The sequence below is a fragment of the Flexivirga sp. YIM B11880 genome (assembly GCF_058148645.1).
In genome coordinates this window covers 137,168-164,126 of the sequence record NZ_JBMAMH010000005.1, presented here as the reverse complement: position 1 = coordinate 164,126, position 26,959 = coordinate 137,168, and the positions used below count along the sequence as shown (strand labels likewise).

The window sequence follows — 26,959 nt, the reverse complement described above, 5'->3', positions numbered from 1 at the left end:
CTGCGCTTGAATGTATGGCGTGACGATGCACGTAGACGATTACCAAGCCGACCGCCGCCGCTACGACTCGATGAGCTACCGCCGGTGCGGAGCGAGCGGACTGGACCTTCCGGCGATCTCGCTCGGCCTGTGGCACAACTTCGGCGATGACGTGCCGCTCGACCGGCAGCGCGCAATCCTGCGCCGGGCGTTCGACCGCGGCGTGACGCATTTCGACCTGGCGAACAACTACGGCCCGCCATACGGCTCGGCCGAGCGTAACTTCGGCACGATCTTCGCCCAGGACTTCAAGCGGTACCGCGACGAGCTGATCCTGTCGACCAAGGCCGGTTACGACATGTGGCCCGGGCCCTACGGCCAAGGCGGCGGCTCGCGGAAGTACCTGCTCGCGTCGCTCGACCAGTCGCTGCAGCGGATGGGTGTGGACTACGTCGACATCTTCTACAGCCACCGCTTCGACGCGACGACGCCGCTCGTGGAGACCCTCGGCGCACTGGACACCGCTGTGCGTCAGGGCAAGGCGCTGTATGTCGGGATCTCGTCATACAGCGGCGAGCGGACGCGCGAGGCCGTGAAGATCCTGCGCGAGATGGGCACGCCGCTGCTCATCCACCAGCCGTCCTACTCGATGCTCAACCGTTGGGTCGAGGAAGACCTGCTGGACGTGCTCGCGGTGAACGGCATTGGCTGCATTGCGTTCTCGCCGCTCGCCCAAGGCATGCTGACGTCGAAATACCTCAAGGGCGTGCCGGAGGGATCGCGCGCCACCCAGGGCAAGTCGCTCGATCCGAAGCTGCTCACCGAGGAGACGGTCAAACACCTGCAGGCGCTCAACCGGATCGCCAAGAAGCGCGGTCAGACGTTGGCGCAGCTCGCGCTGGCCTGGGTGTTGCAGGACAAGCGCGTCACGTCGGTGCTCGTGGGTGCCTCGAGTGTCGAGCAGCTCGACGACAATCTCGGTGCGCTCGACAACCTCAAGTTCACCGATGACGAGCTGAAGAAGATCGACCGGCACGCCGTCGAGTCCGGCATCAACCTCTGGGCGAGATCGTCCAACAGCTGATCGGAAGGCGCGCGGGACCTCGAGATGCTCGTTCCTCGCTCCTCGGCCACCGCGTGGTGGCGACCCACGATCAGGTGAGTGGACGACAAGTGGACGGCCGTGAGACGACGACCAGGGCAGCGCCGGCGCACCGCGAGCTTGCGAGCGGGAGCCGGCACTGCCCTGCGAGGAGTCGAGCCAATAGGCTCAGCGGGGCGGCATGCGCAGGGCACCGTCGAGCCGGATGACCTCGCCGTTGAGCATCGGGTTGTCGACGATGTGGGCGACGAGGGATGCGTATTCGTCGGGCCGACCGAGGCGTGACGGATGCGGCACCTGTGCCTCGAGCACCGACTTCACGTCGTTCGGCAGGCCGGCGAGCATCGGGGTCTCGAAGGTGCCCGGAGCGACCGTGACGACGCGAATCCCCTTGTCCGCCAGGTCTCGTGCTGCGGTGAGAGTCAATCCGACGATGCCTGCCTTGGACGAGGCGTATGCCGCCTGGCCGATCTGCCCGTCATACGCGGCGATGGATGCTGTCATGGTGATGACGCCGCGGTCGCCGTCGACCGGCTCGTTGCCGACCATCTGTTCGGCGGCCAGCCGCAGCACGTTGAAGGTGCCGATCAGATTGATCTGCACGACCTTACTGAACGCCTCGAGCGGCAGCACCCCACGCTTGCTGATGACGCGCCCCGGTGTCGCGACGCCGGCGCAGTTGACGACGATCCGGAGGGTGCCGAGAGCGCCGGCAGCCGCGATCGCGGCCTTCACCTGCTCCTCGTCCGTGACATCTGCGGCGACGAAGGTGGCTGTGTCGCCGAGGGATTCGGCGACCTCGGCACCCTTGGAAGTCGGGAGGTCGAGCACCACGACGGCGGCGCCTTCGGCGGAGAGCTTTCGCGCGGTCGCCTCGCCGAGGCCGGAGCCGGCGCCCGTGATCAGGGCGACGGTGGTGGGGTCGATCTTCATCGGGTGGTGCCCTTTCCGTTGCTGATGTCCCGCAGCAGGTGCCGCGAGATCACGAGTCGCTGAATCTGGTTGGTGCCCTCGAAGATCTGGGTCACCTTGGCCTCGCGCATGAACCGCTCTGCGGGGAAGTCGGTCGTGTATCCCGCACCGCCGAGCACCTGCACCGCACCGGTGGTCACCCGCATCGCCGCGTCGGTGGCGACGAGTTTGGCGACGGCGGCCTGTTTGGCGAAGTCGCGCCCGGCATCCTTCAGCCGGGCCGCGTGCAGATAGGTCGCCCGGGCCGACGTCGTCGCCGCCTCCATGTCCGCGAGCAGGAAGGCCAGGCCCTCGAAGTCCGCGATGGGCCGGCCGAATTGCTTGCGCCCAGCCGCGTATGACGTCGCGAGGTCGACCGCCGACTGCGCCAATCCCGTGGCGGCGGCAGCAATGCCGAGCCGCCCCGAGTCGAGCGCTGAGAGCGCGATCGGCATACCTTCACCGCGCGCACCGATCATCCGGTCCGCGCTCACGGCGACCTTGTCGAAGTGCACTTCCGCGACGGGGTCTGCCGCCAGACCCATCTTGCGTTCCGGCGACCCGAAGCTGAGCCCCGCGGCGTCGGCCGGCACCACGAAGCACGAGATGCCTTTGCCACCAGTGTCATCGGTGCGGGCGAAGGTCGTGTAGTAGTCGGCGTGTGCCGCGTGTGAGATCCAGCTCTTGGTGCCGGTGAGCGTCGCGCTGCCGTCGTCGGCGAGCATTGCCCGCGTACGCATGGCCCCGATGTCGGAGCCAGCCTCGCGCTCGGAAAGGCAGTAGCCGCCGAGCGTTTCGCCACCCAGAATGTCCGGCAACAGTGCCGCGCGCTGCTCGTCGGTGCCGTAGTGCTCTATCGGGTATGCCGTCAGCGAGTGCACCGAGACGCCGATCGCGACGCTCATCCAGGCGATGGCGAGCTCCTCCACCACCTGCAGATAGACCTCGTAGGGCTGACCGCCGCCGCCGAACTCCTCCGGGTAGGCGAGCGACAGCAGACCCGCACGGCCCAGCGTGCGGAAGATGTCGCGCGGCGGCGCGCCGGTGCGCTCCGCCTCGTCGACACGGGGGGCCAGTTCGCGGGCGGCGATCTCGCGGGTGAGCTCGATCAGATCCGTCGCGTCGGCCGTGGGAAGGATGCGTTCGACCGGCATGTCATGGAGCGTAATCCGCGTCACATCGAACCAGCACTCGGGGTTGGAGGCAGCAACTTTTCCTGTCTAGAATGCTCTTGACAAGAAAATCTTCAATCGATGGCGAAGGATGTGACCGAAATGACCGTCTTCCCAAAGGTGGTCGTCGAGCAGGCCCACAGCAGCGCATGGGCTCTGCGGCGCGACACCGCGGCGGCGATGAACCCCGCGAACCCCGCGGACTCGTCCCTGGAGAAGGCCGCGGACACCTTGCGCGCCAAGGGATTCGACGTCGTCGGTCACGACTCCGGTCGCCTGGATGCGTCGGCCCTGGCGGACGCGGACGTCCTGGTCATCGACCACCCGTCCGACGCACAGGCCGAGAAGGTCACCGGCGACCTGCCGCCGGTGCTGGATGCAGCCGAGCTCGACACCATCGTCGACTTCGTCGAGCAGGGCGGCGGCCTGGTCGTTCTCGCCGAGTGCGACCAGGACACCTACGGCAACAACGTCAACGACTTGCTCGCGCGGTTCGGCGTGCGCGTGACCAGCACGACCGTGCACGAATCGGCCGAGAGCGGTCGCCGCTTCCACAACAACGCCACCTGGGTGCTGGCCGAGATCGAGGGCGGCCTCGGCCAAGGGCTGCTCGCCGGCGTCGACGAGGTCTGCTTCTACCGGGCAGGTGTCATCGACATCTCCGGTGCGCCGGGCGCGCAGGTCCTCGCTCGGACCAGCGGCACGGCATACCCGGCCCGTGAGCCGCTCGCCGTTGCTCTGCCGTATGGCGCGGGCCGCGTCGTCGTGCTGGCCGACTCCGACCTGGTCGGTGACGACTCGATCGACGAGCTCGACCACCGCCGCTTCTGGACCAACCTGGTGACCTGGGCGTCCGCCGCGCGCAAGCCGGTCGCGACCGTCACCTCCATCGGCTCCGGCGTCGAGCGCAGCCCGGAGTGGATCGCCCTCAAGGCGGCCGTCGAGGAGTTGCGGCTGCTGCAGGGCAAGGACGGCTCCATCGAGGACGCGACGCAGCACGCCCGCGCCGCGGAGCTGGTGGAGACCATGAAGACCGAAATCGCTGCCCTGGCGCCGCGATTCCCGCACGACGCGGATTACCTGGCGGAGCTGCCGGTGGACCTGACGAAGTGGGTCGACTCCGGATTCGGCAAGCCGGACTTCCTGGACTCGCTGATGAAGTTCCGCCCGGACCTGTGCCGCGAGGACGGCATCGAGCACCTCGTCGTCTTCCCGATGTACACCCAGAACGGCAACCTCGACCGGGTCTTCGAGGCATTGCTGATCTCGGTGCAGTGGCCGGACTGGCTCGCGCAGCTGGAGCAGGTCTACGACAACAAGATGTTCCTGGCGGTCAACTTCATCGACTTCACGCCCGGTTACGACACCAACTCCGCGGTGCTCTTCCCCGAAACCGTTGCCGTGCGTGAGGTTCCGAAGTTCAGCTGGGGCGCGATCTTCTGCGACCGCGAGGGAGCGCGCTTCCGCCGGGTGGTCTCGGCCGCCTCCGAGCTGCTGTCGCTGCAGCTGCCGCCGGATGCCGAGCGCCTCGTCGCCTCCCAGGAGCTGGTGCAGTCCACCTTCGCGATGTGGGACATGATCCACGACCGCACGCACAGCCACGGCGACCTGCCGTTCGACCCGTTCATGATCAAGCAGCGGATGCCGTTCTGGATGTACGCACTCGAGGAGCTGCGTTGCGACCTCAACACCTTCCGCCAGGCGGTCAAGCTGGAGGACGAGGGTCAGCCCTACGCCCGATCCGTCCAGCTGGCAATCCTGTTCGACCGGCTCTTCCGCTTCCCGATCACCGGTGACCGGGTGCGCAACTACGACGGACTGGGCGGCCAGCTGATGTTCGCCTACCTGCACAAGGCGGGTGCGCTGAACTGGACCGACAACCGGCTGTCGTTCGACTGGCGCCGAGTGCCCGAGGTCGTCGTCGAGCTGTGCGAGAAGGTCGAGGAGCTCTACCGCACCGGCATCGATCGGTCGAAGGTCGGCCACTGGCTCGCGGCCTACCAGTTCGTGTCGGCGTATGTCGCCCCGAGCCCCGCCTCGACGTGGGCCAAGGGCCCGGACGCGCTGCCGCTCGACGGCCCGGTCAAGGAGCTGGTCAACCTGGTGCAACCGGACGAGTTCCCGCTCAACGTCTTCTACGAGGCGCTGCGCCGCAAGATGAAGACAGTCATCGAGTCGACCTCCGGCATCACCGCGTCGACGCCGGACGCAGCATGACAGATCTGCACGATTCAGTCATCGTCGTCACCGGTGCGGCCGGCGACCAGGGAAAGCCCACGGCCGCGGCGTTCGCCGCGGCCGGGGCGACGGTCGTCGCCGCCGGCCGGGACGCCGGCCGGCTGGCCGAGGTCGTCGCACTCGATCCGGAGCACATCGTGCCCTCAGTGGTCGACCTCAGCGACGAGCGAGCCACCCGGGAATGGGCGCAGACTCTGCTGGCCGAGCAGGGTCGGGTTGACGGGCTGATGCACCTGGTCGGGGGCTGGCGCGGTGGCCAGGGCATCGTGGAAAGCGACCTCGCTGACTGGGACTTCTTGCAGGCCAACCTGATTCGTACCCTCCAGCACGCCACGCGCGCCCTGCACGGTCCGTTGCTGAAGTCGCCGCACGGTCGGCTCGCGATCATCTCGACGACCGGCCTGGACAAGCCGCGCGCCACGAACGCGGCATACCTGACCGCGAAGGCCGGCGCCGAGATGTGGCTGCGCGCGGTGGCCGATTCGTTCGCCGACACCAACGCCGCGGCCGCGATCGGCCGCATCATGGCGCTCGTGACGCCGCAGATGCAGGCCGCGAAGCCGGACGGTTACAAGAAGTTCACGCCGGTCGACACGATCGCGGACTGGCTGGTCGGTCTCTACGACCGGCCCGCTGCCGAGGTCAACGGGCTGATTGAGACGATGAGCCGGTGAGCGACTCCCAGACCTTCCCCACCCCCCTGCACGACCCGTCGGTTCGCGGCTTCGCCAGCGACAACTACTCCGGCGTTCACCCGGAAGTCCTCGCGGCGATCGTGCGCGCGAACGGCGGTCACCAGGTGTCGTATGGCGAGGACGTCTACACCGAACACCTGCAGGAGGTGTTCGCCGCGCACTTCGGACCCGGCGTCCAGGCGTTCCCCGTCTTCAACGGCACCGGCGCGAACGTCGTTGCCCTGCAGTCGGTCACCCGTCGATGGGAGGCGGTGATCTGCACCAGCACGGCGCATATCCAGGTCGACGAGTGCGCGGCGCCGGAACGTATGGGCGGGCTGAAGCTCTTCGCCGTGCCGACCCCGGACGGAAGGCTCACTCCGGAGCTGATCGACACCGTCCCGGTCCGAGTCGGGGACGAGCACCACGCACAACCCCGGGTCGTCTCGATCACCCAGACCACGGAACTCGGCACGGCATACACCGCCCCGGAGATCCGGGCGATCGCCGAGCACGTCCACGCTCGCGGCATGGTGCTGCACGTCGACGGCTCCCGGTTGTCCAATGCCGCTGCGAGCCTCGGGGTCTCGTTCCGCGAGATGATCACCGACACCGGTGTGGACATCGTGTCGTTCGGCGGCACGAAGAACGGCCTGCTCGGCGGCGAAGCGGTGCTGGTGCTCAACGCTGACGCGGTGTCCGGGATGAAATACCTGCGCAAGCAGTCGATGCAGCTGGCCTCGAAGATGCGGTTCATCTCCGCCCAGCTGATCGCACTGCTCACCGACGACCTCTACCTGCGCAACGCCGGGCACGCCAACGCCATGGCGCAGCGGCTCGCCGACGGTGTCCGTGATCTGCCGGGACTGACGATTCCGCTGCCGGTGCAGGCCAACGGCGTGTTCCCGATCCTGTCGCGCGAGGTGTCGGAGCGGCTGATGGAGAAGTTCCGCTTCTACTTCTGGGACGAGGCCACCGGTCAGGTGCGGTGGATGTGCTCCTTCGACACCACCGAGGCCGACGTCGACGCGTTCATCGCCGCCATCCGCGCCGAGCTGCACTGACCGCGCCTCCTGCTGGTCACCTCTCGGCGAAGTGAGTCACTCGGTTTCGGTGACCTGTGTGCCGAGGTCGACACCAGGCCGACCGGCAGCCCGAGCCGTTTTCACGGCAGGCTCCAGTCGATCGGCTCGGCGCCCTGCTCGGCGAGCAGCCGGTTGGCCCGGCTGAACGGGCGGGAGCCGAAGAAGCCGCGGTGCGCCGACAGGGGGGACGGGTGTGCGCTGGTCAGATAAGGAACCGGCCCGAGGTGCCGGGTGAGACCGGCCGCGTCGCGACCCCAGAGGATCGCCACCAGCGGTCCGCCGCGCGCGACGAGCCCGTTGATCGCGGCCGCCGTCACGTGTTCCCACCCCTGGCCACGGTGGCTCGCCGGCGCGTTGGACCGCACCGTGAGCACCCGGTTGAGCAGCAGGACGCCTCGGTCGGCCCACGGCGACAGGTCGCCCGTGCTGGGCCGCGGGCAACCGATGTCGTTGGTCAGCTCCTGGTAGATGTTCTGCAGACTCCGCGGGATCGGCGTGACGTCGGGGGCGACCGCGAAGGACAGCCCGATCGCATGCCCGGGGGTCGGGTAGGGGTCCTGCCCGACGATCAGCACCCGAACGTCGTCCAGTGGTCGCTCGAAGGCCCGCAGCACCTTGTCGCCGCTGGGCAGGTAGCCGCGCCCGGCGGCGAGCTCCGAGCGGAGGAACTCGCCGCATGCTGCGACCTTGTCGGCGACCGGCTGCAGCACGGGCAGCCAGGAAGGGTGCACGAGCTCAGCGAGGGGGCGCACCGTCATACCGACAACTTAGTGGGGTGTCTCTAGACTTCGCGGGTGCACCGTTACACCGAGGAGACCGAGCAGCTCGGCCACGCGATCCTGAAGTATGCCGCCGACCGTCTGGCGCTCGACCCCGTGCCGCTGGATTTCAGCCGCACCGTCGAGGAGCTGGACGCCGTTGCCGGTGGAGCGATTTCGCCCGAAGGCATCGGCGGTCAGGCCGCGCTCAAGCTCTTCGAGGAGGAGCTGGCGCTCGCGTGCTTGTCCATCGACCACCCACGCTATCTGTCGTTCATCCCCTGCGCGCCGACGCGCGAGGCGGCGATGTTCGACCTGGTCGTGGGTGCCTCCTCCATCTATGCCGGTTCCTGGCTGGAGGGCGCCGGCGCGGTGTATGCCGAGAACCAGGCGCTGCGCTGGATCGCGGATCTCGCCGGGATGCCGGAGGGCGCCGGCGGTGGCTTCGTGCAGGGCGGCACCATTGGCAACCTGTCCGCCCTGGTGACGGCACGGGCGACCGCCCGGGCGAACGCCGCCCGTGGCCGGGACGACGCGCGGCCGTTCCGGGTGGCCGCGACGGCAGGATCGCACTCGTCGATCGCGTCGGCCTGCGAAGTGATGGACGCCGAGCTGGTGCCGGTGCCCGTCGACGAGCAGTTGCGGCTGACCGGTGAGGCACTGCGCGAGGTGCTGCTGCGCGAAGGTCCGGAGACGTTCTTCGCAGTCGTCGCGACCGCCGGCACCACCAACCTGGGCATCATCGACGACCTGGAGTCGGTGGCCGCCGTGTGCCAGGAGTTCGGCATCTGGTTCCACGTCGACGGCGCGTATGGCGGGGCGGGTCTCGCCGCACCGAGCGTGCGCGACCGCTACCGCGCTGTCGAGCTGTGCGACTCCTTCATCGTCGACCCGCACAAGTGGCTGTTCGCGCCGTTCGACTGCTGCGCGCTGCTCTACCGGGAGCCGGCGCTGGCGCGGGCCGCGCACACGCAGCACGCGTCATACCTCGACGTCCTCAACGAGACGCCGGACTGGAACCCGACCGACTACTCGGTGGGACTGACCCGGCGCGCGCGTGGCCTGCCGTTCTGGTTCTCGTTGGTCGCCAACGGCACCGACGCCTACACCGCGGCCATCGAGCAGACGCTGGAGGTGGCGCGCTTCGCTGCCGAGCAGATCACGGCCCGGCCGGAGTTCGAGCTGATCCGGGAGCCGGACCTGTCCGTGGTGGCCTTCCGGCGGCTCGGCTGGACTCCCGCCGACTACCAGGCCTGGTCCGACGGACTGCTGCAGCGCCAGGAAGGCTTCGTGGTGCCCAGCTCGCACGACGGCGAGACCATCGCGCGCTTCGCGATCGTCAACCCGAAGACGTCCGAGGAGGACATCGCGGCGATCCTGGACTCGATGGTCTAGAAAGGTCGTCCGCGGGTCCCGAACGCCTCGCGCAGGACCGCCCAGGCGTCGGCGACCGGTCCCACGTGGGCGAGCTTGCCGGGGTTGAGGACGGTGCGGATCGTCTGGATCTGACCATCTCGGATCTCCAAGGTCCACGTGTTGACGACCAGCCCGTCGCGGTCGCGGAAGATCGCGCCCGGCTCGCCGTTGACTTCGTGCAGCTGCACGCTGCCGCCGATCCGCTGGAACGGCCCGGAGAGCGCGACGAGCACCCGGGCCACCTTGTCGGTGCCGAAGATCCCGCCGCCCCACTGCGGCGCGCGGCCACCGCTGTCGCTCACCAGGTGCACGTCGGCCGCCAGCAGCTGGCGGAGCGCGTCGATGTCGCCGTGATGAAACGCGTCGAAGAAGCGATCGGCCAGTGCGTCCCGCTCCCGTCGATCGACGGCGAAGCGCGGGCGACCGGCCGCCATGTGGCGTCGGGCGCGGCTGGCGAGCTGGCGACACGCGTCCTCGCTTCGGCCCACCGCCGCCGCGACCTCGGCGACGTCGAAGCCGAAGACCTCCCGGAGCACGAAGACCGCGCGCTCGAGCGGCGACAGGCGTTCTAACAGCAGCAATGCGGCCATCGACACGGAGTCGGCCAGCTCGGCGGCGCGCTCGGGGTCCTCGTAGGGATCGTCGAGCAGCGGCTCGGGGAACCACGCACCGACATACTGCTCGCGCCGGACCCGGGCCGACCGCAGCACATCGATCGCCAGCCGGGTGACCACGGTCGAGAGGAATGCTTTGGGGGAGTCGACGGTGCGGGCCGCCTGCTCGAAGCGCAGCCACGCTTCCTGCACGACGTCCTCGCTCTCGGCCACGCTGCTGGTGATGCGGTAGGCGATCGAGAACAGCAGCGGCCGAAGGTCTTCGAAAACCTCTGCGGCAGAAGCGCTCCCGGGTGCGCCGGTCATCGCAGTTCCTTGTCGAACCCCGTGCGCCAGGAGGTGTATGCCGGAAGCCAGCCGAGTTGCCGCTTCGCCTTGGCGTTGGCGAATCCACGGCCGGCCGTCATCATCACGACTGCCTGGTCCCCGGCCGCGAGGCGGCCCAGCCAGACCGGGATCCGGATGGGACGTTTGGCGCCGGCGCACTCGGCCAGCCATGGCAGCCACTCGCCGGCCGGCGCGGGGTCGTCGTCCACGATGTTGAACAACCCGGTGGCGCGTTGCTCGATGGCCAGGACGGTCGCGCTCGCGGCGTCGTCCAGGTGCAGCCACGAGCTGATGCCGGCACCGCTGCCGATGAGCGGGTATTGCCGTTTCCGCAGCAGGGTGACTTGGTCGTCGATGGCGCCGGGGCCGTAGAGGGCGCCGTACCGCAGCACCGCGCCGCCGACCGCGAGCACCTTCGCCTCCAGGTCGTGCAGGATCTGCAGCCCGGGGTGGGAGGCGGTGCCCGGCATGAGGTTCTGCGGCTCGTCCTCGCTCTGGGCGGGGCCGCCGCTCGGATTGCCGTTCCAGCTGGCGTAGCCCTGGGCGACGATGTGGCCCACCCGGGCGAGCCGTGCCGCGGCGAGCAGATTGTCGGTGCCTTCGGAGCGGAGCCGGTTGGTGATCGCGAACCAGCGGTCCGGGTGTTTGATGTCCGGCTTCCCGGCGTGCTGCGCCGAGATGGCGGTCATCTGATGGACGATCGTGTCGGGCGCGGCTGCGACCACAGCGCCGGCAACGGCCTCCGAGTCGAGTCCATCCATGACCACCGGCTCGGCGCCCATGCCGGCGAGCAGGCGCAGCTTGGCCGGATCGGTGGTAGTCGCAGTGACCTGGTGGCCACGCTCGATCAGTTGCGGAATCAGCCGCCGGCCCAGGACACCGCTGCCACCTGCCACGAACACTCTCATCACGTGCACTCCTCGTCGTTCGACATCTTCACAGCTGGAGACGGGGCACGGCTTCGGTCTGTGACATCGGTCGGGCGGTCCCCCGAGTCGGAACCACAACTGCCACACCCGTCACGACATGCCGGACGCGGTGCTTGCCGGAATGACATCGATGTGATTTACCGCCTATCATCGGTGACGGAGATCGGCTCACCACTGAAAGGACCGCATTCATGGGCGAGCGCAGCGAGCTGCAAAGAGCGCAGCCGGATGCCAGCACCCGAGGCACGAGGGGGCTGGCATGAACGCCGCCGCGGAGCAGCAGGTGATGCCGTCGAACGACGGTGAGCTGAGTGAACGCGATGCCGCGATCCTGGCTTTCGAGCGCAACTGGTGGAAGCTCCAGGGTGCCAAGGAACAGGCGATCCGCGAGACGTTCAACATGAGCTCGACCCGCTACTACCAGGTGCTCAACGCGGTCATCGACACGCCCGCCGCACTGAAATACGACCCGATGCTGGTCAAGCGGTTGCAGCGGCTGCGCGCCGGCCGGATGCGCCAGCGCACCGCGCGCCGGCTGGGCTTCGAGCTCGATTAGCGCTCGGCGCGACGCGCTGCTTGCCGGCGCAGTTCACGGCGCGCCAATGACGCCTTGTGCACCTCGTCCGGGCCGTCGGCGAAGCGCAGCGTGCGGATGCCGGCATACGCCTTGGCGAGGGGGAAATCCTGCGAGAGACCGCCTGCGCCATACACCTGGATTGCCTTGTCGAGGATCCACTGCACGGTCTCCGGGGTGGCGATCTTGATGGCCTGGATCTCCGTGTGGGCGCCCTTGTTGCCGACGGTGTCCATCAGCCACGCCGTCTTGAGCACCAGCAGCCGTAGTTGCTCGACGCGGACCCGCGCCTCTGCGATCCAGTCCCGTATGACGCCCTGCTCCGACAACGGTTTCCCGAAAGCGGTGCGCGCGTCGGCGCGCTCGCACATCAGCTCGATGGCCTTCTCGGCCAAGCCGATCGAGCGCATGCAGTGGTGAATCCGGCCAGGACCGAGACGAGCCTGCGCGATCGCGAAACCCGTGCCTTCACCGGCGATCAGGTTGCTCGCCGGGACCCGCACGTCGTGGAACGTCAGCTCCGCGTGGCCGCCGTGGTCGTGGTCGTCATACCCGAAGACCTCCATGCCGCGCTTGATCTCCAGCCCGGCGGCGTTCCGCGGCACCAGGATCTGCGACTGCTGGCGGTGTCGCTCGGCGGCCGGGTCGGTCTTGCCCATGACGATGAAGATCTGCGCCTCGGGATTCATGGCGCCGGTGATCCACCACTTGCGACCGTTGATCACGTAGTCGTCGCCGTCGCGCTCGATCCGGGTGGCGATGTTGGTGGCGTCGGAGGAGGCCACGTCGGGCTCGGTCATCGCGAACGAGGAGCGGATCTCACCGCGCAGCAACGGTTTCAGCCACTGCTCCTGCTGCTCCGGACTGCCGAACTCGTTCAGCACCTCCATGTTTCCGGTGTCCGGAGCGGCACAGTTGAAGACCGCCGGAGCGAGGAAGGAGCGGCCGGTGATCTCGGCGAGCGGTGCGTATTGCAGGTTGGTGAGGCCGGCGCCGTTGTCACCGGGGAGGAAGAGATTCCACAGGCCGGCGGACTTGGCCCTGTCCTTCAGCTCCTCGAAGACCGGGACGGTGCTCCACGCCCACCGATCCTCCAGGCCGGCCAGCTGCTCCTCGAAGACCGGCTCGGCCGGAGTGATCTCCTGGTCGAGGAAGTCACGCACGCGCACGCAAAGGTTCTCGGTGGTGGCGTCGAACTCGAAATCCATTGTGGCCCTCAGTCTTTCGGTGCTGCGTCGTAGTGCTGTATGACGGCCAGCCCGGCGGCGAGCAGTGGCTCGGTGGAGTTTCCGATCTCCTCGAAGCCGGCGCCGACGGTCTGCCCCTGCTGGTGCCGGAAATAGATGCCCTCGAGGATCGCGGCGAGTTTGTAGTAGGCAAGCGCCTCGTGGAAGGCCAGGTGACTGACGTCGCGACCGGACCGCTCGCTGTACCGCTGGACGATCTCGTCACGGCTCGGATGACCGTCGGCCTGCGACACGGTCGAGACCGCACCCGGCGCGACGTCGGCAAGCGCCTGGTACACGAGCATGAGCGCGACGTCGGAGAGTGGATCGCCCAAAGTTGCCATCTCCCAGTCGAGCACGGCGGTCACCCGGTCGTCCGCGATGAGCGTGTTGTCCATGCGGTAGTCGCCATGGACGATCGTCGCCCCGCTCGACTCCGGTATGGCGGAGGCGAGTCGTCGGTGCAGTTCCTCCTCGCCGGTCAGCTCTCGGGATCGGGAAGCGTCCATCTGCCGCCGCCAGCGGTGGACCTGGCGCTCCAGGTAGCCCGCCGGCCTGCCGAAGCCGGTCAGCCCGACCTCGTCGATGTCGACGGCGTGCAGGGCGACCAGAGTGTCGGTCACGGCATCGGCGATCGCCCGAACACGGTGCGGGCCGAGGCGATTCAGCTCGTCCGCGGTCCGGTATGGCGTGCCGGCCACGCGTTCCATGACGTAGAAGGGGGCACCGATCACGTCGGGGTCGGTGCATGCGGCATACATCCGGGGGACCGGGACGGGGGTCTTCGCGAGGGCGGCCATCACCCGGTGCTCGCGAGTCATGTCGTGCGCGGTGGCGAGCACATGACCGAGTGGCGGGCGGCGCACGACGACGTCGCGCGTACCGTCCGAGACGATGTAGGTGAGGTTGGACTTGCCGCCGACGATCAGCTCGGCGGTCAGCCGACCGTCGAGCAACCCGGGGGCCTTGTCGGCCAGGAACCCTTGCAGCGCTCGCAGATCCAGGCCGGGCAAGTTCTCGCTCATCAGATGCCTCCGCCGAGCAGTACGCCGCCGTCGACGGCGAGCGTCTGCCCGGTCATCCAGCCGGCTTCTTCGGAGAGCAGGAACGCCACGACACTGCCGATGTCGTCCGGCACGCCGAGGCGCTTCAATGCGTATGGCGCGGCCACCTGCTCCTCGCGGCCGTCATACAGCGCCTTGGCGAAGTCGGTCTTCACGATCGCCGGCGCGACGGCGTTGACCCGGATGTTGGGTCCGAGCTCCCAGGCGAGTTCTTCGGTCAGATGGATGAGGGCGGCCTTGCTCACGCCATACATCGCGATGCCCGGGGCGGGGCGCAGTCCGGCGATGGAGGCGAGGTTGACGACGGCTCCGCCGTGCTCGCCCAGCCATGCCGCGCGCAGCTTCTGTACCCAGGACAGGGCCGCAATCACGTTGACGTCCATGATCTTCCGGGCAACCCCGGGTTCGATGTCCATCAGTGGCCCGTACGCCGGGTTGATGCCGGTGTTGTTGACCAGGAAGTCCGCACTGCCGAACCTCTCCAGTGCCGCGGCGATGACCTCGTCCTGGTGCTCGGCGTCGTCCGCGCGACCTGCGACATACGTTGCGCGCTCGCCCAGCGCGCGGGCGGCCTCGGCGAGAGTGTCCTCCTTGCGCGCGGTGATGAGGACGTTGGCGCCCTCGGCGATGAGGCGCTGCGCGATGGCGAGGCCGATGCCACGGCTGGCACCGGTCACGATCGCGGTCTTTCCGGCAAGGCCATTCATGCGGTGCTGACTCCCTCGATTCGGCGGGCTGCCGCACTACAGTAAGTGCTAAGCAAGCGCTTAGTCACTAGTTGGAGGCGTGATGCCGGGTCCACTGGAGGGCGTGCGGGTCATCGAGCTCGCCGCGATCGGTCCCGCGCCATTTGCGGGCATGCTGCTCGCCGACCTCGGCGCCGAGGTGATCCACGTCGCGCGGCTCGATGACGCCGGAGGTATGCCGGCGTCGGCTGCTGCGCACCAGGTGCTGCTGCGCGGGCGACGGCGGGTTCACGTCGACCTGAAGCATCCGGCCGGCGCGGACGTGATCCGCGACCTCGCGGCGGGCGCTGAGGTGTTTGTCGAGGGGTTCCGGCCGGGCGTCGCCGAGCGGCTGGGCGTCGGCCCGGACGATCTGCTGGCCGCCAACTCGCGGCTGGTCTACGGGCGGATGACGGGCTGGGGGCAGGACGGCCCCCGCGCCACGGAGGCCGGCCATGACCTGGGCTATCTCGCACTGTCCGGCGCGCTCGCACCCTGCGTCGGTGACGACGGTCGGCCCGTGGCGCCGCTGAACATGCTGGGCGACTTCGGCGGTGGCGGAATGTTGCTCGTGATCGGCGTGCTGAGTGCACTCTTCGCGGTGCAGCAGACGGGGGAGGGGCAGGTCGTCGACGCGGCGATCGTGGACGGTGCAGCGCTGCTCACCGCGATGCACCAGGGAATGCTGGCCGGCGGACTGTGGGAGTCGCCGCCCGGCGGCAACCTCTTCGACGGTGGTGCGCCGTTCTACCGGGTCTATCGCACTTCCGACGGCAAGTGGCTCTCGGTGAGCGCCGTCGAACCGAAGTTCTACGCGGCGCTTCTCGAGGGGCTCGGCCTGTCGATCGACCCGGCGGCGCAGCACGACCGCAGTCGATGGCGGGCCTGGCGTGAGACGTTCGCGGCGCGCATCGCGACTCGCACCCGCGACGAGTGGGTCGAGCTGTTTGCCGGCTCGGACGCGTGCGTGGTGCCGGTGCTGGAGCCCGATGAGGCTGCCGCCGACCCGCACCTGGTCGAACGCGGTGTGTATGTCGACGCCGGCGCCATACGTCACCCGGCGCCTGCGCCGCGGTTCAGTGCGACACCGACCGAGCTACCGGACGACTCCGTCGAGGACGAAACGGCCACGGTGCTCGGCGAATTCGGCTACACCCACTCCGACCTCCGGCGGTTGGCCGACGCCGGAGTCATCGGGCCACTCCGTCAATGACGGGTTCCCCCGGGACCGGCAGCGGCGTGCGGATAGTCCAGGTGGCGGATGATGCCGAACTCATCGCGCAGGTCGGGGAGTTGCGGTGGCGGGAGTGGGGATACGACACCACCTCGCGCGAGGAGTGGATCCAGATCACCGCTCGAGAATGTGGTCGCGCCCATCTGCCGATCACGCTTGTCGCGCTGGACGACTCCGGCGCGGTCCTGGGCGCCGTCGGCCTCGGGGAAGGCGATGACGCACTCACGGAATCCGAACGCCGCGGACGCCACCCATGGCTTCTGGGGCTCGTGGTCCGTGCCGATCGTCGCGGTGAAGGCATTGCCCGGCAGCTGGTGAACGGGCTGCGGCGTCAGGCCGGCGACCGTGGTTTCCTCGAGGTCTGGGTCTCGACCGGTGACGACGCGGTGTCGTTCTACGAGCGATGTGGCTGGACGGTCGAGGAGCGGCTTGTGCTGAGCAGGGGCGGCTGGACGAATCACGTCCTCGCAAGCCGGACCAGCTCATTCGATGGTGCCAAACGTGCTCCATGAAGCGCGTTCGGCACCATCGAAGCCAGAGGGCCTCGTTCGACCGTGCCAAGCGTGCTCCATACGGCGCGTTCGGCACGGCAGGAGACGTCGCAGCGCGGGTGCTCGCGGAGACGGGCTTCGCTGAGTGACGGTCAGTTCGTCCGGTGACGGGGAGATCGTGCCGCCGTTCGGCGAAGAAGCCGTCATTGACCGAAGTTGGTGCGCCGACGCGTTTGCACTCTCCCCCCGAGAGTGCCAATAATGGGGTTAGCACTCTCCAGTTAAGAGTGATAGTTCGGATGTATGGCGAGGGTCGGACCTCGCGGTGCTCAGACAGCGCCGAAGGACCGGCTCGTCCGTCGCGGGCGCCATACGACTGACTCCGCAACAACACGTGAGGATTGGACTGCACATGGCCAAGACCATTGCATTCGACGAGGAGGCCCGGCGCGGGCTCGAGCGGGGCATGAACACCCTCGCCGACGCCGTCAAGGTCACCCTCGGCCCGAAGGGCCGCAACGTCGTCCTGGAGAAGAAGTGGGGCGCCCCCACCATCACCAACGACGGTGTGAGCATCGCCAAGGAGATCGAGCTCGACGAGCCCTACGAGAAGATCGGCGCCGAGCTCGTCAAGGAAGTTGCCAAGAAGACCGACGACGTGGCCGGTGACGGCACCACCACGGCGACGGTGCTTGCCCAGGCCATGGTGAAGGAAGGCCTGCGCAACGTGGCCGCCGGCGCCAACCCGATGGCTCTGAAGCGTGGCATCGAGGCCGCTGTCGGCGCCGTGTCCGACGAGCTGACCAAGGCGTCCAAGGAGATCGACACCAAGGAGCAGATCGCGGCGGTCGCCGGGATCTCCGCCGGTGGCGACGCCAGCGTCGGCGAGCTGATCGCCGAGGCCATGGACAAGGTCGGCAAGGAAGGCGTCATCACCGTCGAGGAGAGCAACACCTTCGGTCTGGAGCTGGAGCTCACCGAGGGCATGCGCTTCGACAAGGGGTACATCTCCGGTTACTTCGTGACCGACACCGAGCGCATGGAGACCGTGCTCGAGGACCCCTACATCCTGATCGTCAACTCGAAGATCTCGAGCATCAAGGACCTGCTGCCGCTGCTGGAGAAGGTCATGCAGTCCGGCAAGCCGCTCGCGATCATCGCCGAGGACGTCGAGGGCGAGGCCCTGTCGACCCTGGTGGTCAACAAGATCCGCGGCACCTTCAAGTCCGTTGCCGTCAAGGCTCCGGGCTTCGGTGACCGTCGCAAGGCCATGCTGGGCGACATCGCGATCCTGACCGGTGGCCAGGTCATCTCCGAGGAGGTCGGCCTCAAGCTCGACACCGCCGAGCTGGACCTGCTGGGCAAGGCGCGCAAGATCGTGGTCACCAAGGACGAGACCACCATCGTCGAGGGCGCCGGCGACGCCGACCAGATCCAGGGCCGGGTCAACCAGATCCGCGCCGAGATCGAGAACTCCGACTCCGACTACGACCGCGAGAAGCTGCAGGAGCGCCTGGCCAAGCTGGCCGGCGGTGTTGCGGTCATCAAGGTCGGCGCGGCCACCGAGGTGGAGCTGAAGGAGCGCAAGCACCGCATCGAGGACGCCGTCCGTGCGGCCAAGGCCTCGGTCGAGGAGGGCATCCTCGCCGGTGGTGGCGTTGCGCTGCTGCAGGCCGCGAAGGTCGCCTTCGACTCCCTCAAGCTCGAGGGTGACGAGGCCACCGGTGCCAACATCGTCCAGGTCGCCGCTTCCGCGCCGCTGAAGCAGATCGCTGCCAACGCGGGCCTGGAGCCGGGTGTCGTCGCCGCCAAGGTGGCCACGCTGCCCGTCGGTGAGGGCCTCAACGCCGCCACCGGTGAGTATGTCGACATGCTCGAGGCCGGCATCCCGGACCCGACCAAGGTGACCCGTTCGGCGCTGCAGAACGCCGGCTCGATCGCCGCGCTGTTCCTCACCACCGAGGCGGTCATCGCCGACAAGCCGGAGAAGACGCCGGCGATGCCGGCGGATCCGTCCGGTGGCATGGGCGACATGGGCTTCTGACGAAGCGCGAAACGGAGGTTGTCCGCGCAGCGACGAAGGAGCGAAGCGGGCGGCCGAAGTGGAGTGCGAGGAAGAAGCCCAGAAAAATGGGCTTCTGAGTCCACAGACGCATCGGCGGCCGTCCACCCGCAAGGGTGGGCGGCCGTTCGCGTTCGGTATGGCGCCGCCCCGCAGCTCTGCTACTCGCTGGTAACATCGGCGCACACCCGACGCGCGAAGGCGGCAATCCGTGGCATACGAGCGACTGCTGGCACCCCTTGAGATCGACGGCGTGCGGCTGCGCAACCGGGTGGTCATGGGCTCGATGCACAGCGGCTTGGAGGACCGCAGCAAGGACTTCGGCCGGCTGGCGGCATACCTCGCCGAACGGGCCCGCGGCGGCACCGGACTCATCGTGACCGGCGGCTTCGCACCCAACATCGAGGGCTGGCTGCTTCCCGCCGGCTCGTTGCTGACCACCCGGCGCGCCGCCGGCAAGCACCGCGCGGTCACCGACGCCGTACACGCCGAGAACGGCCGCATCCTGGTGCAGTTGCTGCATTCGGGACGCTACGGCTATCACCCCTTCATTCGGTCGGCGAGCGGTCGCAAGTCGCCCATCACGCCGTTCAGACCACGGGCGCTGTCCGCCAGGGGAGTGGAGCGCACGATCGATGCGTTCGTCCGGGCGGCGCGGTTGGCCAAGATCGCGGGGTATGACGGCGTCGAGATCATGGGCTCCGAGGGCTACCTGATCAACCAGTTCCTAGCGGCACAGACCAACGACCGCACCGACGCCTGGGGTGGCACCGCTGAGAAGCGGATGCGCTTCCCGGTGGAGATCGTGCGACGCGTGCGTGACGAGATCGGTCCCGATTTCATTGTTAATTACCGGATCTCGCTGCTCGACCTGGTCCAGCAGGGCCAGACGTGGAACGAAGTCGTCACGCTCGCCGGCAAACTGGAGGAGGCCGGCGCCTCGATGTTCGGCACCGGCATCGGGTGGCACGAGGCCCGCGTGCCGACGATCGTGACCTCCGTGCCGAGGGCGGCGTTCGTCGACTGGACGGCCCGGCTGAAGCAGGAGGTCGACCTACCGGTCATCGCCTCCAACCGGATCAACACCCCGGACGTGGCCGAGCAGATCCTCGCGCACGGGCAGGCGGACCTGGTGTCGATGGCGCGCCCGCTGCTCGCCGATCCCGACCTCGTCCGCAAGGCGCAGGACAACCGCGCCGACGAGATTAACACCTGCATCGCCTGCAACCAGGCGTGCCTCGACCACACGTTCGCGAACAAGAAGGCGAGCTGCCTGGTGAACCCCCGCGCCGGCCGGGAAACCTCTCTCGTGTTGCTGCCGGTGCCCGCGGGGCGGCAGCGGCGCATCGCGGTCGTCGGTGCCGGTCCGGCCGGGCTCGCCGCCGCGGTCTCGTGCGCCGAACGCGGGCACCAGGTCACGCTTTTCGAGGGCAGTTCGCAGCTCGGCGGACAGTTCCGGCTGGCGATGCGGATCCCCGGCAAGGAGGAGTTCGCCGAGACGCTGCGTTACTACGAGCGGCGGCTGGAGGTCCTCGGTGTCGACGTCCGACTGAACACCGTGGCGGGCGAGGGCGACCTGCGCCGCTTCGACGACGTCATCGTCGCCACCGGCGTCCGCCCACGGGTGCCCGACATCCCGGGCATCGACCACCCCAGCGTCGTTCTGTACGACGCACTGCTGCGCGGCGAGGTCGAAGCCGGACACCGCGTCGCCGTCATCGGCGCCGGTGGCATCGGGTATGACGTCAGCGAGTTCCTGCTCCAGGACCAGCACGAGAAACTGGCCGACTGGCAGGCGCAGTGGGGCGTGACCGACGATCCGATGGCGCCGGGCGGTCTCACCGCGAAGCGGCCAGCCGAGCCGCGCCGGCGGGTCCATCTGCTGCAGCGCAAGCCCGCCCCGCTCGGCGCCGGTCTCGGCAAGACCACCGGTTGGGTGCACCGTGCCGCGCTCAAGGACGCGCAGGTCGAATTGATCGGCTCGGCGTCATACGAACGCATCGACGACGCCGGCCTGCACATCACCGTGCGGCACAGGAGCGGGCAACCGCAGCAGCGCACCCTCGAGGTCGACACCATCGTCATCTGTGCCGGCCAGGAGTCCGTGCGTGAACTCGCGCGCGACGGCGACGCGGCCCGGCACGTCATCGGCGGCGCCGACGTCGCCGCCGAGCTCGATGCCAAGCGCGCGATCGCACAGGCCACCGAGCTGGTAGCCATGATCTGACGGGAGGATTCGTTCCTCATCCTTCCGTCGTCGACCCGATGTTGATGGTCCGGCCTTCGGCCGGCACGAGCTGACCTCAGAAACAGTCCCGTTGTCAGGCGCTCGGCGTGAACGCCTTGACCACGTCGGCCTCGACCTGGGCGTAGGCCGTGCCGGCGGAACCCACGGCGACGCCGATCTCACTCAGCGCAGTGCGGACCTTGGTCTGCGCCTTCGCCCACTCGGCGTTGAGCGCGGCGTATTGGTTGGCGCCCTTGCCGGTCCAATTCGACTGCAGGTTGGCCAGTTTGCCCTTCATCCGCTGCATCAACAGGTCGATCTCCTCCGCCATCTGGGCGATGTCGGAACTGTGCGTGCCGAGGTCCGCGCTGCTGACGGAGTAGCCGTCGTTCGGTGTGTGCATGTCTGCCTCCCATGAAGCCGTCCGCCGGATGCGAACGTGATGGGTCGACGCTAGGCAACGCTGCCGGTCGCCCGCAGAAGTTATCCACAGTGACGGGAGGCATCAGCCGATCTCGGCGAGCTCCGCCGGCAGCGGCCGGGAATGTATGACGGTGAGTGACGAAACAGCGCGGGTGAGCACGACATACAGACGACGCAGCCCGGTGCGCGTGTCCGGTTCGGCGTCCGCGATGTCGGCCGGGTCGAGCACTACGACCTGGTCGAACTCCAGGCCTTTCGCCACCGTGGCGGGGATCACCTGGACGCGGTGATCGGCTTCGTCGCCCGTGTCGACGTCGAGGCGACCGTGCTCGATTCCTTCTGCGTGCAGCGCTTTCGACACCTTCGCGCCCTCCGCGTCACGCACGATGACGCCCACCGACCCTTCGCCGGCGAGCCCGGAGCGGACAACGGAGACGAGGGTGTCGAGGGCGCGTGCCCGGTCCACCGGCAACAACGTCAGCTCGCCGGGGTTGTCGCGGACACTGACCGGTGCGCCGAGCCCGGGCGCCATGCTCGGCAGCAGCCGCGCCGCGAAGTCGATCACCGACGCCGGCACCCGGAAGCCGCGGTCGAGCACCTCGAGATGGTGGTCGGGTTTGCCGAGGTGCCCCATCGCCTCCGCCCAGCTGTCGGTCGCCCACGGTGTCGTGCCCTGGGCGATGTCCCCGAGCACGGTGACCGAGCCGGTCGAACAGCGTCGACCGACCGCACGCAGTTGCATCGGTGACAGGTCCTGCGCCTCGTCGAGGACCACATGCCCGAGGCTGCGGGTGCGGCCCATGAGGTCATGGAGTTCGTCGAGGAGCGTCAGGTCCGCCATCGACCACTTCGCGCTGCCTCTGCTGCGAGCAGGCTTGTCCCACAGCAGCATTCGTTGTTCCTCGGCGGACAGCACCTCCGCTGCCGCGTCCCCGAGGATCTCCGGCGAGGACCACAGGTCGAAGAGGACCTGCGTCGGGTCCGCGGCCGGCCAGATCGACGCGGCGTACTTCTTCACCGGCGCACTCCGGGCCACCGACTCCTGCACCCGGTCGTCCGGCGAGTCGCCCGCGCGTTCCATGCGCAGCAGAACGGCGTGGGCGAGGCGGCGGGGGAGCATGTCGCGAGCCGCGTTGAACCGCACCCCGCGGGTGGTCAGCTCGTCGACGATCTCCTGCACCTCGTATGCCGGGATCCTCCATTTGCGGGATCCGCGCGGCACGACCAGGGCTTCTGGGGGTTTGCCGACGCGGGACCAGAGTGCCCGGCGGAGCACCTCCGCCATACGCGAATCGCCTTTCAGGCGAGCGGCTTCGGTGCTGTCTGCTGTCCGCACTCGCGCGTGCGCGACCAGATCGGCGGCGGTGGAGTGCTCGACCCGGATCTCGCCGAGCGCCGGCAGAACGGCGCTGATGTGGTCGAGGAAGGCGCGGTTCGGCCCGACGACGAGGACGCCCGAGCGGTCCAGCCGATCGCGGTGCGTGTAGAGCAGCCAGGCGGCGCGGTGCAGGCCGACCGCCGTCTTGCCGGTGCCCGGAGCACCCTGGACACACACCGACACGTCGACGTCGGAGCGGACGATCTCGTCCTGCTCCGGCTGGATGGTCGCGACGATGTCGCGCATCGGTCCCGTACGTGGGCGCTCGATCTCGTGCGCCAGGATCTGACTGGAACCGCGGGACTCATCTGCAGCCAGCAGGTTTTCGTCCTCGATCGCGGAGATCTGACCGTGGTCGATCCCGAACCGGCGCCGACGTACGACCCCCATCGGCTCAGTGCGCGAAGCGCGGTAGAACGCGGTCGACACCGGCGCGCGCCAGTCGAGCACGACCGGGTCGCCGTCCTCGTTGCTCACGTGCCGCCGACCAATGTAACGAGAAGGCGGGTCGACGAGGTCGAGCCGGCCGAAGAAGAGCGCGGTGTGCGGGTCGTCCTGCAGGGACGCGACTCGCCGGGCGAGCGTGACGGCCAGCTCGTATGCCGAGTCGCCGTCACTGGCCCGCGTCGGGTCCAGGGACTCAGCACGTTCCCGCATCCGGGCCAGGTCGGCGCGTGCCGCTGCGAGATAGGCGCGTTCGGCGTCCAGTTCAGGGGTCAACGGGCAACTCCGAGGGATTGACGGTGACTTTGGTCTCGGGGTCCCCGCGAAGTATTCGGGGGAGCGATGGCGGGGTCCTCACGAAGTATTCGGAGGAGCGAAGCGGGGAGAAACTTCGTGGGGTGCCGGAGCGGAGGAGAAACTTCGTGGGGTGAGGCGAAAGGGGCGCCTCTTCCGGCGGTTGATGGTGGGGGAAGAGCGAGTATAGCGCTCGATTCCGCCACCTCCGCCGTAGGAGGCGCCCCTCGCGAGATCCGGCCCCGTCACAAGCCGGATCCACCCCGTCAGGACCAACCGGGCACGGAGGAAGGGAGAGTTACCCGGGGTCCTTTTCGTCGCGGCCTAACCAGACGATGCCTCGCCCAGCGTGACCGTGACGTTCTGCTGCTGCCCACCGCGCACGATGGTCAGCGTGACCTTGTCCCCGACGTTGAGCGCTCGGACGTAACCGACGAGCGCGTCGGAGGATGAAACCTGTTCGCCGTTGAACTTCGTGACCACGTCGCCCGCCTTGAGGCCAGCCTTGGCGGCCGGCGAGCCACTGTTGACCGAAACGATCTTGGCGGCCTGCACCGTCGCGTTGCCGAGCTTGACCGAGGTCGGCTGCGACGAAACTCGAACACCCAGCTGAGCGTGCTTCACCCTTCCGGTCTTGATCAGCTGCGAGGTGATGTTCTGGACGACGCTCACAGGGATAGCAAACCCGATTCCGATGTTGCCGGACTGAGAAGAACCTGACGATTGACCGAGAGTCGCGATCGACGAGTTGATCCCGATCAGCTTGCCGGACCCGTTGACGAGTGCGCCACCGGAGTTGCCGGGGTTGATCGCCGCGCTGGTCTGGATGGCATTGGTGGTTGAGCTGTTGTCCTGCGACGACTGCGACCCGCCGAACGGGTCGCTGCCGCCGCCCTGGCTCTCCTGCTGGGTGGTGACCGGCCGGTTCAGCGCGCTCACGATGCCGGTGGTCACGGTGCCGGACAGGCCGAGCGGGTTGCCGACCGCCATCACCGGCTGCCCGACGACCAGCTTCTTGTCGTCGCCGAAGCTGATCGGCTTCAGATCGTTCGGCGGCTTGACCAGCTTGACGACCGCGAGGTCGGTGCTCGGGTCGGTGCCGACGACCTTCGCCTCGTAGGTGCGGTTGTCGTTGAGCGTCACCGTGACCTTCGGGTTGCTGCCCGCGCCGGTGACAACGTGGTTGTTGGTCACGATGTTGCCGGCCTTGTCCAGGATCACGCCCGAACCCTGGTCGCCGGCGTTGCCCGCGAGGACGGTGATCGACACGACGCTGGGCCCGACCTTGCTCGCGGTGGCGGACCAGTCGACCGTGCCGGCGTTGGCGAAGTCCGCGGGGTCGGCCTGCACCACTGTCGTGTGGGAGCCGCTGCTCGCTGAGGAACCGCCGTTGTCCTGGGTCAGTGCGTAGGTGCCACCGCTGGCCAGGACGGCGGCGAGAAGGGCCGCCAGGGGCACCGCCGCCCAGCGGGTGCGCTTCTTGCTTCCGGTGCCGTTGTCGCCGGGACGGTACGGCGTGTTCGAGGCGTATGACGGGACGCCGTAACCGTTGCCCGCGCTGCCGGCGTGGTGCTGCGCCGGCGGCGCATAGGGATTGGGCGCCCCGGCGCCGTACGACTGCTGGGGCGACCCCGCGCCGTACGGCTGCTGCTGCGATCCGGTGCCGTAGGACTGCTGCTGGGGTCCGCCATACGTCTGCTGACCCCCGCCGTACTGCTGCTGGGCACCCGAAGGGCCCTGCTGCGTGCCGCCCTCGTGCTCGGGCCGCGGGTGCGCCGGCAGGTGCGCGGTGTGGTCGTCGGCTCCGTAGATGCGTCCGGTCGTCTCGGCATCCTGGGGATCGCGCCTCCCGCCGTCCTGCTCAGGGTGCTGCTCAAACGACATGCTTCATACCCCTCGTGGTGTGTGTGCCGCGTTCGCCGGCTTCCTGGCCTCCACTGAACGTCGCGCGGCTGTTCTCATGCTTCGCCATGCCTGTGCGCCTCCTGTGGCTCACGGACGCCCGGGTTCGCGGCGGTTCGGTCGGCCTCTGTCGTGACCGAGGGTATTTTCGCGACGAAGGTGGCACCACCGCCGGGGGTGTCCCGCACCTCCACAGTGCCCTTGTGGCTCTGCACGATCGCGGTCACGATCGCCAGCCCCAGCCCGCTCCCGCCGCGCTCACTGTTGCGCGACGCGTCCGCGCGGTAGAACCGCTCGAAGATGCGTTCGCGCAGGTCGGGTGGGATGCCGTCGCCGTGGTCGATCACCTGCAGTTCGGCCGTGCCGTTCGCCGCCCCCACGGCGACCTCGATGGGAGTGCCGGAGGGTGTGTAGCCGATCGCATTGGCCACCAGGTTCGTCACGACCTGGCGCAGCGCCGCGTCATCGCCGAGCACAGTGGTCGGTCGCACCGGGCCGTGCAGTCCGATCAGCCGCACGTCCCGGCTGTGGTCGATCGCGGTCGCGTCCTGCACCGCGTCCGCCGCGAGGACGGTCAGATCGACGGGGCTGTGCGGCTTTTCGGTGCTGTCCTTGTGCCGGCGCTCGAGCCGGGTGAGGAGCAGCAGGTCGTCGACCATCGCGGCCATCCGGGTTGCCTCGTCCTCGATGCGGCGCATCGCGGACCGCACGTCCGCAGGCGTGGAGACCGCGCCCTGGCGGAAGAGCTCGGCATACCCCCGCACCGTGGCGAGGGGCGTCCGTAATTCGTGCGACGCGTCGGCGACGAACCGGCGCATCCGCTCCTCGGACGCGCGGCGTACGGCGAAGGAGTCCTCGATGCGCGCCAGCATGACGTTGAGCGATTTGCTGAGGCTGCCGATCTCGTCCTGGGCGCCGGGCGCGGGAACGCGTTGGGTGAGATCACCGCCGGCGATCTTCTTGGCCGTGTCCTCGATCTCGCGCAACGGGCGCAACGCCCGCCGTACGGCGAACCAGCCGAGACCCGCGCAGGCCACCAGGGCGACGAGACCGACCAGCACGATCACCAGCTCGAGGTGCTCGATCACCTCCTGGGTGTGGTCCATGGAGACGGCCACTGCGTAGACGTAGGTGACGCCCTCGTCGGTGACCGTGCCCGCGACCACGTGCCAGGTGCCGCCGCCGTTCTGCGAGCCGACGCTGAAGACGCGCCCGCTGGTGACCCGGGGGTCGGTGCTGGTCAGATTGGGGATCGCCGGCAGGGTGCCGTGTGCCGAGTTGCCCGGATCGGTCATCAGGCTGCGTTCCTGACCGTCGATGGTCAGCAGCTCGATGGCGTAGGTGTTGGTCGGCACGTAGGCGAAGGCTCGTTGTTCGGTCGCCTGGTTGGCCACCGCGCCGTCGACCAGGTGAGCGCTGGCGGCGCGGAGTTCGGCATCCTGGCGTGCCGTCATGAAGCTGCGCACCTGGGTCGTCACGGCGGTGCCGGTGACGAGCAGGGCGACGGCGAGCAGCACCATGAGCAGTACCGTGAGGCGTAGCCGCAGCGGCATGGCGGACAGTTCGTGCCCGACCCGCCGCAGGTTGGGAGAAGATCCGTTTCTCATCTTCTCTTCATCTTGCTGCATCCGGTGGCCGTGTTCCGGCCGGACCGGTGAAGCGGTGTGCTC

The 26,959-nt window shown here is 68.5% G+C and carries 22 protein-coding genes; 10 read left to right on the top strand and 12 right to left on the bottom strand.

What is annotated here, in order from left to right; genetic code table 11:
• Nucleotides 1-10: 10 nt before the first annotated feature.
• Entirely contained in the window at nt 11-1,063 is a 1,053-nt protein-coding gene (gene mgrA, locus ACN8HC_RS09955; protein ID WP_490074674.1) for an L-glyceraldehyde 3-phosphate reductase, read from the top strand.
• Between the two features lie 186 nt (nt 1,064-1,249).
• Here the strand turns inward: mgrA and ACN8HC_RS09950 are convergent, their stop codons facing one another.
• Together ACN8HC_RS09950 and ACN8HC_RS09945 are read right to left on the bottom strand one after the other, a co-directional pair.
• Complete coding sequence (locus tag ACN8HC_RS09950) at nt 1,250-2,014, bottom strand: SDR family NAD(P)-dependent oxidoreductase (RefSeq protein WP_490074673.1); 765 nt, start codon at nt 2,012-2,014, stop codon at nt 1,250-1,252.
• Entirely contained in the window at nt 2,011-3,186 is a 1,176-nt protein-coding gene (locus ACN8HC_RS09945) for an acyl-CoA dehydrogenase family protein (protein ID WP_490074672.1), read from the bottom strand. Before ACN8HC_RS09945 ends, ACN8HC_RS09950 begins: the two co-directional genes overlap by 4 nt.
• A 120-nt stretch (nt 3,187-3,306) precedes the next feature.
• Between ACN8HC_RS09945 and ACN8HC_RS09940 the strand changes: the two genes are divergently transcribed.
• Genes ACN8HC_RS09940 through ACN8HC_RS09930 form a run of 3 tightly spaced genes read left to right on the top strand, consistent with a single transcriptional unit; the run spans nt 3,307 to nt 7,180 of the window.
• Nucleotides 3,307-5,421 carry a DUF6421 family protein gene (locus ACN8HC_RS09940; RefSeq protein ID WP_490074671.1) on the top strand — a complete coding sequence of 705 codons (2,115 nt, stop codon included), beginning with the start codon at nt 3,307-3,309 and terminating at the stop codon, nt 5,419-5,421.
• Nucleotides 5,418-6,116 (top strand): SDR family NAD(P)-dependent oxidoreductase, encoded by a 699-nt coding sequence (locus tag ACN8HC_RS09935; protein ID WP_490074670.1) that lies wholly within the window; start codon nt 5,418-5,420, stop codon nt 6,114-6,116. Before ACN8HC_RS09940 ends, ACN8HC_RS09935 begins: the two co-directional genes overlap by 4 nt.
• The gene (locus tag ACN8HC_RS09930; RefSeq protein ID WP_490074669.1) at nt 6,113-7,180 is read left to right on the top strand and encodes a threonine aldolase family protein; all 1,068 of its coding nucleotides are present in this window, start codon (nt 6,113-6,115) and stop codon (nt 7,178-7,180) included. Before ACN8HC_RS09935 ends, ACN8HC_RS09930 begins: the two co-directional genes overlap by 4 nt.
• A gap of 101 nt (nt 7,181-7,281) precedes the next feature.
• On the opposite strand, the gene ACN8HC_RS09925 is transcribed toward ACN8HC_RS09930, so the two are convergent.
• Nucleotides 7,282-7,959 (bottom strand): uracil-DNA glycosylase, encoded by a 678-nt coding sequence (locus tag ACN8HC_RS09925; protein WP_490074668.1) that lies wholly within the window; start codon nt 7,957-7,959, stop codon nt 7,282-7,284.
• Between the two features lie 36 nt (nt 7,960-7,995).
• Here ACN8HC_RS09925 and ACN8HC_RS09920 point away from each other — a divergent pair, with 36 nt between their 5' ends.
• Nucleotides 7,996-9,354: a pyridoxal phosphate-dependent decarboxylase family protein gene (locus tag ACN8HC_RS09920; RefSeq protein WP_490074667.1), complete on the top strand. Its 1,359-nt coding sequence runs from the start codon at nt 7,996-7,998 to the stop codon at nt 9,352-9,354.
• Here ACN8HC_RS09920 and ACN8HC_RS09915 read toward each other — a convergent pair.
• Together ACN8HC_RS09915 and ACN8HC_RS09910 are read right to left on the bottom strand one after the other, a co-directional pair.
• Entirely contained in the window at nt 9,351-10,295 is a 945-nt protein-coding gene (locus tag ACN8HC_RS09915; RefSeq protein ID WP_490074666.1) for an RNA polymerase sigma-70 factor, read from the bottom strand. The two genes, ACN8HC_RS09920 and ACN8HC_RS09915, sit on opposite strands and share 4 nt — an antisense overlap.
• Entirely contained in the window at nt 10,292-11,224 is a 933-nt protein-coding gene (locus ACN8HC_RS09910; RefSeq protein ID WP_490074795.1) for an NAD-dependent epimerase/dehydratase family protein, read from the bottom strand. Before ACN8HC_RS09910 ends, ACN8HC_RS09915 begins: the two co-directional genes overlap by 4 nt.
• A 280-nt stretch (nt 11,225-11,504) precedes the next feature.
• On the opposite strand from ACN8HC_RS09910, the gene ACN8HC_RS09905 reads away from it, so the two are divergent.
• Nucleotides 11,505-11,801, top strand: a complete 297-nt coding sequence (locus ACN8HC_RS09905) for a DUF3263 domain-containing protein (RefSeq protein WP_490074665.1) — start codon at nt 11,505-11,507, stop codon at nt 11,799-11,801.
• On the opposite strand, the gene ACN8HC_RS09900 is transcribed toward ACN8HC_RS09905, so the two are convergent.
• The 3 genes from ACN8HC_RS09900 to ACN8HC_RS09890 are packed head-to-tail and all read right to left on the bottom strand — an operon-like array spanning nt 11,798 to nt 14,816.
• Nucleotides 11,798-13,027 carry an acyl-CoA dehydrogenase family protein gene (locus ACN8HC_RS09900; protein WP_490074664.1) on the bottom strand — a complete coding sequence of 410 codons (1,230 nt, stop codon included), beginning with the start codon at nt 13,025-13,027 and terminating at the stop codon, nt 11,798-11,800. The genes ACN8HC_RS09905 and ACN8HC_RS09900 overlap by 4 nt on opposite strands.
• 8 nt (nt 13,028-13,035) lie before the next feature.
• A complete protein-coding gene (locus tag ACN8HC_RS09895) occupies nt 13,036-14,070 on the bottom strand; it encodes a phosphotransferase family protein (RefSeq protein ID WP_490074663.1) in 1,035 nt (344 codons plus the stop codon).
• Nucleotides 14,070-14,816, bottom strand: a complete 747-nt coding sequence (locus tag ACN8HC_RS09890; RefSeq protein WP_490074662.1) for an SDR family oxidoreductase — start codon at nt 14,814-14,816, stop codon at nt 14,070-14,072. Before ACN8HC_RS09890 ends, ACN8HC_RS09895 begins: the two co-directional genes overlap by 1 nt.
• 82 nt (nt 14,817-14,898) lie before the next feature.
• Here ACN8HC_RS09890 and ACN8HC_RS09885 point away from each other — a divergent pair, with 82 nt between their 5' ends.
• The 4 genes from ACN8HC_RS09885 to ACN8HC_RS09870 all read left to right on the top strand — a co-directional run bounded on the left by ACN8HC_RS09885 (nt 14,899) and on the right by ACN8HC_RS09870 (nt 20,848).
• Nucleotides 14,899-16,047: a CaiB/BaiF CoA transferase family protein gene (locus tag ACN8HC_RS09885; protein WP_490074661.1), complete on the top strand. Its 1,149-nt coding sequence runs from the start codon at nt 14,899-14,901 to the stop codon at nt 16,045-16,047.
• Nucleotides 16,044-16,580 carry a GNAT family N-acetyltransferase gene (locus ACN8HC_RS09880; RefSeq protein WP_490074660.1) on the top strand — a complete coding sequence of 179 codons (537 nt, stop codon included), beginning with the start codon at nt 16,044-16,046 and terminating at the stop codon, nt 16,578-16,580. Before ACN8HC_RS09885 ends, ACN8HC_RS09880 begins: the two co-directional genes overlap by 4 nt.
• A gap of 391 nt (nt 16,581-16,971) precedes the next feature.
• A complete protein-coding gene (gene groL, locus ACN8HC_RS09875) occupies nt 16,972-18,603 on the top strand; it encodes a chaperonin GroEL (RefSeq protein WP_490074659.1) in 1,632 nt (543 codons plus the stop codon).
• 229 nt (nt 18,604-18,832) lie between these two features.
• The gene (locus ACN8HC_RS09870) at nt 18,833-20,848 is read left to right on the top strand and encodes an NADPH-dependent 2,4-dienoyl-CoA reductase (protein ID WP_490074658.1); all 2,016 of its coding nucleotides are present in this window, start codon (nt 18,833-18,835) and stop codon (nt 20,846-20,848) included.
• A 94-nt stretch (nt 20,849-20,942) separates the two neighbouring features.
• Here ACN8HC_RS09870 and ACN8HC_RS09865 read toward each other — a convergent pair whose 3' ends face one another.
• The 4 genes from ACN8HC_RS09865 to ACN8HC_RS09850 form a co-directional block, all read right to left on the bottom strand.
• Nucleotides 20,943-21,251, bottom strand: coding sequence for a WXG100 family type VII secretion target (locus tag ACN8HC_RS09865; RefSeq protein WP_490074657.1), 309 nt, complete (start codon nt 21,249-21,251; stop codon nt 20,943-20,945).
• A 102-nt stretch (nt 21,252-21,353) separates the two neighbouring features.
• Nucleotides 21,354-23,369, bottom strand: a complete 2,016-nt coding sequence (locus ACN8HC_RS09860) for a HelD family protein (RefSeq protein WP_490074656.1) — start codon at nt 23,367-23,369, stop codon at nt 21,354-21,356.
• Nucleotides 23,370-23,711: 342 nt separating this feature from the next.
• A complete protein-coding gene (locus ACN8HC_RS09855; protein WP_490074655.1) occupies nt 23,712-25,271 on the bottom strand; it encodes a S1C family serine protease in 1,560 nt (519 codons plus the stop codon).
• Nucleotides 25,272-25,345: 74 nt separating this feature from the next.
• Nucleotides 25,346-26,896, bottom strand: a complete 1,551-nt coding sequence (locus tag ACN8HC_RS09850) for a sensor histidine kinase (protein ID WP_490074654.1) — start codon at nt 26,894-26,896, stop codon at nt 25,346-25,348.
• Nucleotides 26,897-26,959: the final 63 nt, after the last annotated feature.